Origin of the sequence: Variovorax raffinosi (assembly GCF_051216615.1) — a bacterium.
In the GTDB taxonomy this organism is placed as follows: domain Bacteria; phylum Pseudomonadota; class Gammaproteobacteria; order Burkholderiales; family Burkholderiaceae_C; genus Variovorax.
The window spans coordinates 279,567-290,704 of the sequence record NZ_JBPJZR010000010.1 but is presented as its reverse complement, the minus strand read 5'-3'; the positions used below and the strand labels follow the sequence as shown (position 1 = coordinate 290,704).

Here is an 11,138-nt window from a genome sequence, read left to right as displayed (position 1 = left end):
GGGCGGCACTCCCGCCGACACGGTGCTCTTTTTCGCGAATGTCCCCCGCTTCGCTCCTCCTTTATTTCGCGAAAAAGAGCCCCGTATCGACGTGAGCGCTCAGAGCACTTGTTGATCAGCGATTCACCAGCGGCGTGCCCCTGTGCGAATGACGCCAGGTGCTCCCCGCAGCGAAATAAAGGAGGAGCGAAGCGGGGGACATTCGCGGAGGGGAGCTCCTGGTGTCATTTGCACTCGCCCCGAATGAACCCGAACCCGCCCCACCGCAAAGCACAGCCCGCCCCAGAGACAGTGAACAGGGCTCTCAGGACGTAGCCGTCTCCGCAGGCGCAGTACGTACCGGCGCACCGCTCGCCATGCGAACACATAGGTCGAAGGCCTGCTGGAGCCCTTCGATCTGCGCCACGCCCTTGCCGGCAATGTCGAAGGCACTCCCGCTGGCCGAAGTGGCCACCGGCACCGGCAGTCCGCCGTGCAACGTCACACCCTGCTCGAAGCCCATGAGCTTCATCGCGATCTGGCCCTGGTCGTGGTACATCGACACCACCGCATCCACATCGCCGCGCCGCGCGCCGATGAACACCGTGTCGGGCGAGAACGGGCCACGCGCATCGAAGCCTTCGGCGCGCAACTGCTCGATGGCCGGCGCGATGATCTCGATTTCCTCCATGCCGATGGAGCCCCCGTCACCCGCATGCGGGTTGAGACCCGTCACCGCGATGCGCGGCTGCGCCACACCCGCGCGGCGCAAGGCCGAGGCGATGATCTTCACGGCGTCGCGCACGCCCTGCACCGTGATGTGGCTCGCCACGTCCTTCAGCGGAATGTGCGAGGTCACGCGCGAAGTCCACAGCGAGCCCGTGAGGTTGAACTCGCAGACGAAACCGGTGACGGCAAAGCGCTCCTGCATGTAGCGCAACTCGTCCTCGTGCGTGAGCCCGCCCAGGCGCAGTGAATGCTTGTTGAGTGGCGCGAAGAGAATCGCTTCGGCCTGCCCGCGCCGCACGGTGGCCGTCGCCAGTTCCAGTGCTTCGAAAGACGCGCGGCCCGACTGCTCGTTCGACTCGCCGAGCACCGCCTCCTGCCCCTGCATCCAGTCGCGTGCGAGAAAGCTCGGCCGGCCGTCCTCGAAGCGCAGGTTGTCGAGGTGCTCGACCGGCAGCACGTCGAGCCTGGCTCCCGCCACACGCTCGCCCGCCGCCAACACGAGCGGATCGGCAATCAGCAGCACGCGTGCCGCATCGAGGTTGCGCTGGCGCGCCAGCAGCTTCACGGCCATTTCGGGGCCGACACCGCTGGGGTCGCCGAGCAGCACGACGATGCGGGGCTTGGCGGAAATCACGCTCGGGGTTTTCGTTGGGGTGGGCATGTCGGTCGGATACGGTTGATGAAAAGAAAAAGGGCGAGGGAGGAAGGGAAGGCGGCCTCATTCGGCCTTGATGTTGGCGTCGTGCACGAGCTGGCCGTAGTGGTCGAACTCCTGCTTGTTCATGGCCGCGAAGGGCGCACCTGTCAGCGCGCCGGGCTCGCCGCCCAGGGCCTTGATGCGCGTCTGCACATCGGCCAGCTTCAGCGTGCGAACGAGTTCGGCGCTCAGGCGTTCGACGACGGGGCGCGGTGTGCCGGCCGTCACGTAGAGGCCATACCAGGTGGACACGTCGGCGCCTTTGATGCCCTGCTCGGCCAGCGTCGGCACGTCGGGCAGCTCGGGCGAGCGCTGCGGCGCGCTCACGGCCAGCGCGCGGAACTTGCCGGCCCTGATCTGGCCCATGGCCGAGGAGGTGCTGTCGAACATCATGTCGACCTCGCCCGAGATGATGTCGATGTGAGCCTGCGAACTGCCCTTGTACGGCACGTGGATCGACTTCATGCCCGTGGCCAGGTTGAAGGCCTCGCCGCCCACGTGCTGCGTGCTGCCGATGCCCGACGAGGCGTACTTGAAGCCGCCGGGCTTGGCAGCCATCGCCGTCACCAGGTCCTTGACCGACTTGTAGGGCGAGTTGGCCGACACCACCAGCACGTTGGGCATGACGGCCACGAGGCCGATGGGCTGCAGGTCTTTCAGCGGGTCGTACTTGAGCTTGAGGATGTGCGGCGCCACCGCCTGCGCCGTGTTGGTGGCCAGCAGCAGCGTGCCGCCATCGGCCGGTGCGCGGGCCGTGAGTTCGCCGGCGATGGTGTTGGAGGCACCGGGCCGGTTCTCCACCGTCACGGGCTGCTTCAACACCGATGAGAACTTCTCGGCCAGCACGCGCGCCAGGATGTCGGTGCCGCCGCCGGGCGAGGCACCGACCATGATGCGCAAAGGCTTGTCGGGGTAGGTGCTGCCGGCAGGCTGCGCGCCGGCCAGCGATGCGGCGAGCATTGCTGCTGCCGCCAGTCCCGCCCCGCGGGCGAGGGAAGAAAGCTTCATCGGGTGTGTCTCCTGCTTGTTATGGGCCAGAGCCTACGGAGCTTCGTTCGCGCGATCCAATCGAAAAAGCCGGGAGATCCATATACTTTTGAGCATGACAAACGGCCTGACCGATGCCTCGCTGATGCTGCATGTGCGCCCGCGCCAACTCCTGTTGCTGGCCCGGCTCGACACCCACCGGCACCTCGGCCGTGCGGCGGAAGCCATGAACATCAGCCAGCCCGCGGCCACCAAGCTGCTGCAGCAACTGGAGGATTCGCTGGGCGAAAAGCTGTTCGAGCGCCTGGCGCGCGGCATGGAGCCCACGCCCTACGGCGAGATCCTGATCCGCTATGCCCGCCGCGTGCTCAGCGACTTCGGTTCCGCCCGCGAGGAAATGCTCGCGCTGCGCTCGGGCCTGAGCGGTGCCCTGCGCGTGGGCAGCGTGCCGGGGGCCGTGCCCGAGCTGCTGGTGCCTGCGCTCGTCGAGTACCACCGGCGCCATCCGCAGGTGGCGGTGTCGGTGGTGGTCGAGACCAGCGACGTGATCCAGTCGCAACTGGAGCGGGGCGATGTCGACCTGGTGCTGGGCCGGCTCACCGACGGCCACGACGAATCGAAATACGCCAGCGTGCCGTTGCTGGGCGAAGCGCAGGTGATCGTGGTGCGCACCGCCCACCCGGTGTTCGAGCGCGCGACCGTCACGCTGGCCGACATGGCGAACTGGTCATGGGTGCTGCAGCCGCCGGGTTCGCCGCAGCGCGGACGCTTCGAGGCCGCGATGCGCGAAGCCGGCATCCAGGCACGGCTGGACATCATCGAAACGGCATCGCCCATCGCTACCACGGCGCTGCTCGAAAACTCCGACATGGCGGCCGTGATGCCGGCCTCGCAGGCCAATCACTACGCCCGGCTGGGCGTGCTGCGCACCGTGCCGCTGGAGTTGCCGGTGCGCGTGCCGCCGATCTGCCTTGTCACCCGCGAAGACCGGGCGCTGTCGCCGGCCGCCGCGCAGTTCCGGCGCCAGCTGCTGGGCGCTGCCTGAGGCCTTTGGACTGCCCGGTATGCATGCTGTATTGCGTTAACTAGGGAATATCCCAGTCAACTGGTGCATGAAAGTACCATCGTTGACGGTCGAAGTACCAAAGCTGCAAGCGCGTTTCTCCAGAATTCGGCCACGGCGACCCGACACGCAACACAGGGCGTCGCTCACCTCTAGGAGACAACATGAAGCGTTTTCTGAAAGCGGGCCTCGTCCTCGCACTCGTCGGCACGGGCCTCGTGTCCCAGGCCGCCACCGAACTCGTGATCGCGACCGTGAACAACGGCCACATGATCGAGATGCAGAAGCTCACCCCCTTCTTCGAGAAGGCCAACCCCGACATCAAGCTCAAGTGGGTCACGCTGGAAGAGGGCACGCTGCGCCAGCGCGTGACCACCGACATCGCCACCAAGGGCGGCCAGTTCGACGTGATGACCATCGGCCTGTACGAAGCGCCGATCTGGTCGAAGAAGGGCTGGCTCAAGCCCATCGCCACCGATGCCGCCTACGACGTGGACGACCTTCTGCCCGCCATTCGCAACGGCCTGTCGACCGACGGCAAGCTCTACGCCGCGCCCTTCTACGGCGAAAGCTCGATGCTCATGTACCGCAAGGACCTGGCCGACAAGGTGGGCGTGAAGTTCTCCGACCAGCCGACCTGGGCAGAGGTGAAGGAGTTCGCCGACAAGGCCAATGACCCGAAGGGCGGCGTGTACGGCATGTGCCTGCGCGGCAAGCCGGGCTGGGGCGACAACATGGCCTTTCTGACCACGCTGGTCAACACCAACGGCGGCCAGTGGTTCGACATGCAGTGGAAACCGCAGATCGACACCAAGGCATGGAAGGACGCGATCACCTTCTACGTCGACATCATGAAGAAGAACGGCCCGCCCGGCGCGTCGGCCAACAGCTTCAACGAGAACCTGGCGCTGTTCAACGAAGGCAAGTGCGCGGCCTGGGTCGACGCGACCATCGCGGCGTCGTTCATCAGCGATCCGAAGCAGTCGAAGGTGGCCGACAAGGTGGCCTTCGCGCAGGCACCGACCGCCGTCACGCCGAAGGGCGCCAACTGGCTGTGGTCGTGGAACCTCGCGATTCCGGCCAGCTCGACCAAGGACGAGGCCGCGCAGAAGTTCATCAAGTGGGCCACCTCCAAGGACTACATCAACCTCGTGGCCAAGGAAACCGGCTGGGCCTCGGTGCCGACCGGCACGCGCAAGTCGACCTACGCCAACCCCGAGTTCCAGAAGGTCGCCAAGTTCGCCGTGGCCGAGAAGAAGGCCATCGACGCGGCCAACCTCACCGACAGCACGCTGCCCAAGTCGCCGTACGTCGGCGTGCAGTACGCGGCCATTCCCGAGTTCCAGGCGATTGGCGTGGCGGTGGGCCAGCAGATGAGCGCGGCGCTGTCGGGCAAGGTCACGGTCGATCAGGCGCTGAAGACATCGCAGTTGGCTGCGGAGCGTGAGATGAAGAAGGCTGGCTACTACAAGTAAGTCGCCTCTTTCCCTCTCCCCTCGGGGAGAGGGTCAGGGTGAGGGGGCAGCAGCGTGCCCACTGTCGGCGTCGCTTGCCCTCACCCCAACCCTCTCCCGCACGCGGGAGAGGGGGCAACAGCCAGAGAGGAACACACAATGAAAAGACTCCTGCCCCGCGCCCTCATGGCGCCCGCGGTGCTCACGCTCTTCCTCTGGATGATCGTGCCGCTCGCGATGACGTTGTACTTCTCCTTCGTCAACTACAACCTCATGCAGCCCGGCGAGCACACCTTCGCGGGCATCGAGAACTTCCACTATTTCGTCACCGACCCCGACTTCTGGCCCGCCACCTGGAACACCCTGCTGCTGATCGGCAGCGTGATCGTCATCACGGTGGTGTTCGGCGTGCTGCTCGCATTGCTGGTCAACGAACCCTTTCCGGGCCGCGGCATCGTGCGGGTGCTGCTGATCTCGCCCTTCTTCGTCATGCCCGCAGTCAATGCACTGCTGTGGAAGCACATGATGATGAACCCCATCTACGGCGTTCTGGCAGACCTCTGGCGCTTCTTCGGTGCCACGCCCATCGACTGGCTCACCGACGTGCCGCTGCTCTCGGTGATCATCATGGTGGCCTGGCAATGGCTGCCCTTTGCCTGCCTGATCTTCATCACTTCGCTGCAGTCGCTCGACCGCGAGCAGATGGAAGCCGCGCGCATGGACGGCGCGAGTTCGTTCCAGCGATTCTTCTATCTCACCATTCCGCACTTGGGCCGACCGATGGCCGTGGTGATCATGATCGAGATGATCTTTCTGCTCAGCATCTTTGCCGAGATCGCCATCACCACCAACGGCGGCCCGGGCAACGAGAGCACGAACATGACCTACATGATCTTCAAGCAGTCGCTGATGAATTTCGACGTGGGCGTGGCTTCTGCCGGTGCGCTCTTCGCGGTGGTGCTGGCCAACATCGTGGCCGTGTTCCTCATCCGCATCATCGGCAAGAACCTGGACTGAAGGACACGCCATGCAACCCAGCAATTTTCTTCCGCAGGCGCTGCGCACCGTGAGCGCGTGGGCCATCACGCTGCTGCTGTTCTTTCCGCTCGGCTGGCTGTTCCTCACGGCCTTCAAGACCGAGCTGCAGGCGATCCATGTGCCGCCGTTGTTCGTCTTCGAGCCCACGCTCGACAACTTCAGCGAAGTGCAGCGCCGCAGTGACTACCTGCTGTATGCGCGCAACTCGCTCATCACCAGCCTGGGCTCGACCATCCTCGGGCTGCTGATCGCGGCGCCCGCCGCGTATTCGATGGCCTTCTTTCGCACGAAGAAAACGCGCGACATCCTGATGTGGATGCTCTCCACCAAGATGATGCCGGCCGTCGGCGCGCTGGTGCCGATCTACGTGCTTGCGCAGACGGCGGGCATGCTCGATTCGCTGACCGCGCTGACCATCGTGTTCACGCTGTCGAACCTGCCGATCATGGTGTGGATGCTCTACAGCGCCTACAAGGACATTCCGCCCGAGATCCTGGAGGCCGCGCGCATGGACGGCGCCAACCTGTGGACCGAGTTCCGCCATGTCGTGATGCCGCTGTCGGTCGGCGGACTCGCATCGACCGGCCTGCTGTGCCTGGTGCTGAGCTGGAACGAGGCCTTCTGGGCGTTGAACCTCACCTCCGCCAAGGCCGGCACGCTGGCCACGCTGATCGCTTCGTACTCCAGCCCCGAAGGCCTGTTCTGGGCCAAGTTGTCGGCGGCTTCGCTGATGGCCATTGCGCCCATCGTCGTGTTCGGCTGGTTCAGCCAGAAGCAACTGGTGCAAGGCCTGACCTTCGGCGCCGTCAAGTAAAGAAAAGGGAGACACCTCATGGCCTACCTCGAACTCAAGAGCATCAAGAAGAGCTTTGGCGACGTCAACATCATCAAGGGCGTCGACCTGGAGATCAAAAAGGGCGAGTTCATCGTCTTCGTCGGGCCTTCGGGCTGCGGCAAGTCGACGCTGCTGCGGCTGATCGCCGGGCTCGAACCCATCACCAGCGGCAACCTGTTGCTCGACGGCAAGGACATCACCTGGGCGCCTTCGGGCAAGCGCGACCTGGCGATGGTGTTCCAGAGCTACGCGCTCTATCCGCACATGAGCGTGTACGACAACATGTCCTTCGCGCTCAAGCTCGCGGGCGTGTCCAAGAGCGAGATCAAGACCAAGGTCGAGCATGCGGCCAACACGCTCAACCTCACGCAGTACCTGGACCGCACGCCGAAGGACCTGTCGGGCGGCCAGCGCCAGCGCGTGGCCATCGGCCGCGCCATCGTGCGCGCGCCCAAGGTGTTTTTGTTCGATGAGCCCTTGTCCAACCTCGATGCGGCGCTGCGCGGCAACACGCGCGTCGAAATCCACAAGCTGCACCGCGCGCTGGGCGCGACCACAATCTACGTGACGCACGACCAGGTCGAGGCCATGACGCTGGCCGACCGTGTGGTGGTGCTCAAGGACGGGTTGATCGAGCAGGTCGGCACGCCCCTGGAGCTGTACGACCACCCGGCCAACCAGTTCGTCGCGCAGTTCATCGGCATGCCGTCGATGAACATGGTGGCCGCGAGCGCCATTCCGAGTTTCTCCGCCGCCACCGGTGGCCGCCTGCCGAGCGACGGTTTCCTGGGCGTGCGGCCCGAGGGCCTGCGCGTGCATCCGAAGCAGGGTGCGCCGGTGTCCGACGTGCAGGGCCGCGTCGAGCTGATCGAAGCGCTGGGTGCCGACACGCTGATCCACGTCGACGTGGGCGGCGTGCCGCTGATCGCGCGGCAGAACGACCGCACACCCTTGCAGGCGGGCGACGACGTGGCGATCGAGCTCGACCCGTCGGTGCTGCACCTCTTCAACCGCGAAGGCCGCACGGTCTCCGCCTGATCTTTCTTCTTCCGGACATTTCCCCGTGACCCTCGCAGCAGCGTCTCTTGCACAAACTCCACCGGCTCTTTCCGAGTTCACGGTGCTCCACCTGGGCCTGGGCTCGTTCCATCGGGCGCACCAGGCGGTCTACCTGCAGCGGCTGATCGACGCGGGCGACACCCGCTGGTCGCTGTCGGGCGCCAACATCCGGCCCGACATGGCCGACGTCGTCGCGGCCCTGCAGGCGCAGGGCGGGCGCTACACGCTGGAAACCGTGTCGCCGGCCGGTGAATACCGCTACGAGCAGATCGAGGCCATCCGCGAGGTGCTGCCGTACGAGCGCTCGCTGGCGGCCGTGATCGCGCGCGGCGCGGCGCCGTCCACGCGCATCGTGTCGTTCACCGTGACCGAGGCGGGCTACTACCTCGACACCAAGGGAAAGCTGGACCTGTCGTTCGCCGACCTGGCGGCCGACATCGAACGCGCACGACGCGGCGAAGCGGGCGAGACCATCTACGGCGCCGTCTGCGCGATCCTGCGTGCGCGCAAGGCGGCCGGCGCGGGTGCGATCACGCTGCTCAACTGCGACAACCTGCGCCACAACGGCGACCGCTTCCGCGCGGGCCTGCTGGAGTTCATCGAGCGCGCGGGCGACGCCGACCTGCTGGCCTGGGTGAACGCGAACACGCGCTGCCCGAATGCGATGGTCGACCGCATCACGCCACGCCCGCCGCCCGAATTGCGTGCGCGCGTGAAGGCGGCCACCGGTCGCGACGATGCGGCGCCGGTCACCGGAGAAAGCTTCATCCAGTGGGTCATCGAAGACAACTTCGCGGCCGGTCGGCCGGACTGGGGCAGCGTCGGCGTGGAGCTGGTCGAATCGGTGCAGCCTTATGAAGAGGCCAAGATCCGCATCCTCAACGCCACGCACAGTTGCATTGCGTGGGCGGGCACGCTGATCGGGCTGGGCTTCATCCACGAGGGCACGCACAACGCGGCGATCCGCAAGATGGCGTACGACTACGTCACCGACGACGTGATCCCTTGCCTGAGCCCGAGTCCGATCGACCTCGCGGCGTATCGCGACGTGGTGCTCGACCGCTTTGGCAACCCCGCCATCCGCGACACCAACCAGCGCGTGGCGGCGGACGGTTTCTCGAAGATCCCAGGCTTCATTGCACCGACCGTGCGCGAGCGGCTGGCAGCGGGCCAAAGCATCGACAGCGTGGCGATGCTGCCCGCGCTGTTCCTTGCGTTCCTGCAGCGCTGGCACAAGGGCACGCTGCCTTACGCTTATCAAGACCAGGGCATGGACGAAACCGTGGCGCATGCCATCTGCGACGCGGCCGACCCGGTGGCCGCGCTGTGCGCAGGCGCGGCGCTGTGGGGCAACATCGCGGGCGACGCCCGCCTGGTCGATGCGGTGCGCCGCGCGAGCGAGCGCGTGGCACGCTTCGTCGAAACGGAAAGCCGGCCATGAACGGCCGCCTGCAGGACCGCCATGTGCTGCTGACCGGCGCGGGCGGTGGCATCGGTCTTGCCGTAGCCGAAGCCTGCATTGCCGAAGGCGCGCGCTGCAGCGTGATCGATCGTGCAATGGCCGCACCCGATGCGGTGCGGGCGCTCCAGCAGCGCCATCCAGACAAGCTGGCCTACATCGCCGCCGACGTGACGGACACCGGCGCCATCGCGCACCTGCTGGCGGAAGCGCAGGTTGCCTTCGGTCCCATTCACACGCTGTTCAACAATGCGGCCGTGTTCGATCTCGCGCCGCTGCTCGACAGCGACGAGGCCTCGTTCGACCGGCTGTTCGCGGTCAACGTGAAGGGCATGTTTTTCGTCATGCAGGCCGTGCTGCGCCACATGGTCGACGCCGGCACGCAGGGCGCGTCGGTCATCAACATGGCCTCGCAGGCCGGGCGCCGTGGCGAGGCGCTGGTGTCGCACTATTGCGCGACCAAGGCGGCCGTCATCAGCTACACCCAGAGCGCCGCGCTGGCCATGGCGCCGCACGGCATCCGCGTCAACGGCATTGCGCCCGGTGTGGTCGATACGCCGATGTGGGACCACGTCGACAGCCTGTTCGCCAAGGCCGAAGGGTTGCCGCCCGGCGAGAAGAAGCGGCGCGTGGGCCTCGAAGTACCGCTCGGGCGCATGGGCTTGCCGAGCGACATCGCGGGTGCTGCCGTATTTCTTGCCAGCGACGAGGCGCGCTACATCACGGCGCAGACCTTGAATGTCGATGGCGGCAACGTCATGAGCTGAGATGGCGGCCTGTATTTTTGTTCGTTCAAGTTGCTGGAGTCATTCAGGGCGCGCTCACGCCGACACGGTGCTCTTTTTCGCGAATGTCCCCCGCTTCGCTCCTCCTTTATTTCGCGAAAAAGAGCCCCGTATCGGCGCGAGCGTTTTCAGAGCACCGGTTGATCGGCGCAAACCAGCAGCGTGCCCTGTGCGAATTACATCGGGTGCTCCCCGCAGCGAAATAAAGGAGGAGCGAAGCGGGGGACATTCGCGGAGGGGAGCACCCGATGTAATTCGCACTCGCCCCGAACAACACCACAAGCCAGCAAAAAAAGTATCAGGACCGTTCCCCTGGAAGCGGCGACGTGCACCCCGCACAGTGAGAAGATCGATTTCTTTTGCAGCCTGCAGTCCATGAACGAAGATTTCCACCTGTACCTCGACAGTGCGGACCTGGCAGAGTTGAAGACCTGTCTGCCGCACCCGGTGGTTCATGGCGTGACGACCAATCCCACGCTGCTGCAACGCGCAGGCGTTGGTCGCGCCGCACTGCCTGACCTGCTGAAGCGCTGCATCGACCTGGGCGCGCGGCAAGTTCAGGCGCAGGTGTATTCGAGCGAGGTCGACGGCATGCTCGAAGACGCGCAGGCCCTGCTGTCGCAGTTCGACCGAGGCCAACTGGTCATCAAGATTCCAGCCACACGCCAGGGCTTCGATGCCGGCGCACGGCTCATCGCGCAGGGCGTGCCCGTCACCTTCACTGCGGTGTATGCGCCCGAGCAGGCGCACTTTGCGGCGCAACTGGGTGCTGCCTACGCGGCACCGTATCTTGGGCGCCTCGAAGACACGGGCGTGAACGGACTGGCGCTGATTGCACAGATGCAATCGCTCGTGGCGCAACGGCCTTCGTCGGGCACGCGCCTGCTGGTCGCCAGCATTCGTTCGCGCGAAGCCTACCTGTCCCTGCTGGGGCTCGGTGTGGGAGCCATCACCATTCCGCCGCGCCTCTTTGCCGAACTGCTCGACCATCCCGCCACACTGGCCGCCGAAAGCGGCTTCCTGGCGGATGCGCGCGCCTTGTCCTGATCCAGA

10 protein-coding genes are annotated in these 11,138 nt (G+C 65.7%); 8 read left to right on the top strand and 2 right to left on the bottom strand.

The genetic code is table 11. The annotated features are described in order from the left end of the window. Positions 1-304: 304 nt before the first annotated feature. Together ACSFB7_RS27280 and ACSFB7_RS27275 are read right to left on the bottom strand one after the other, a co-directional pair. The gene (locus tag ACSFB7_RS27280) at positions 305-1,369 is read right to left on the bottom strand and encodes a 4-hydroxythreonine-4-phosphate dehydrogenase PdxA (RefSeq protein ID WP_435475456.1); all 1,065 of its coding nucleotides are present in this window, start codon (positions 1,367-1,369) and stop codon (positions 305-307) included. A gap of 57 nt (positions 1,370-1,426) precedes the next feature. After that, entirely contained in the window at positions 1,427-2,413 is a 987-nt protein-coding gene (locus ACSFB7_RS27275; RefSeq protein WP_435475455.1) for a Bug family tripartite tricarboxylate transporter substrate binding protein, read from the bottom strand. Between the two features lie 94 nt (positions 2,414-2,507). On the opposite strand from ACSFB7_RS27275, the gene ACSFB7_RS27270 reads away from it, so the two are divergent. The 8 genes from ACSFB7_RS27270 to ACSFB7_RS27235 all read left to right on the top strand — a co-directional run bounded on the left by ACSFB7_RS27270 (position 2,508) and on the right by ACSFB7_RS27235 (position 11,132). Further along, positions 2,508-3,437: a LysR family transcriptional regulator gene (locus ACSFB7_RS27270; RefSeq protein ID WP_435475454.1), complete on the top strand. Its 930-nt coding sequence runs from the start codon at positions 2,508-2,510 to the stop codon at positions 3,435-3,437. A gap of 182 nt (positions 3,438-3,619) precedes the next feature. After that, complete coding sequence (locus ACSFB7_RS27265; RefSeq protein ID WP_435475453.1) at positions 3,620-4,930, top strand: ABC transporter substrate-binding protein; 1,311 nt, start codon at positions 3,620-3,622, stop codon at positions 4,928-4,930. 138 nt (positions 4,931-5,068) lie between these two features. Continuing rightward, positions 5,069-5,926: a carbohydrate ABC transporter permease gene (locus ACSFB7_RS27260; protein ID WP_435475452.1), complete on the top strand. Its 858-nt coding sequence runs from the start codon at positions 5,069-5,071 to the stop codon at positions 5,924-5,926. Between the two features lie 10 nt (positions 5,927-5,936). Continuing rightward, positions 5,937-6,761, top strand: coding sequence for a carbohydrate ABC transporter permease (locus ACSFB7_RS27255; RefSeq protein ID WP_435475451.1), 825 nt, complete (start codon positions 5,937-5,939; stop codon positions 6,759-6,761). 18 nt (positions 6,762-6,779) lie between these two features. Then, positions 6,780-7,820, top strand: coding sequence for an ABC transporter ATP-binding protein (locus ACSFB7_RS27250; RefSeq protein WP_435475450.1), 1,041 nt, complete (start codon positions 6,780-6,782; stop codon positions 7,818-7,820). Positions 7,821-7,902: 82 nt separating this feature from the next. After that, on the top strand, positions 7,903-9,282 hold the full coding sequence (gene dalD, locus ACSFB7_RS27245) for a D-arabinitol 4-dehydrogenase (protein ID WP_435475465.1): 1,380 nt from the start codon (positions 7,903-7,905) through the stop codon (positions 9,280-9,282). Continuing rightward, positions 9,279-10,067, top strand: a complete 789-nt coding sequence (locus ACSFB7_RS27240) for an L-iditol 2-dehydrogenase (RefSeq protein WP_435475449.1) — start codon at positions 9,279-9,281, stop codon at positions 10,065-10,067. Before dalD ends, ACSFB7_RS27240 begins: the two co-directional genes overlap by 4 nt. 393 nt (positions 10,068-10,460) lie before the next feature. Then, positions 10,461-11,132 (top strand): transaldolase family protein, encoded by a 672-nt coding sequence (locus ACSFB7_RS27235; protein WP_435475448.1) that lies wholly within the window; start codon positions 10,461-10,463, stop codon positions 11,130-11,132. The last annotated feature ends 6 nt before the right edge of the window (positions 11,133-11,138 follow it).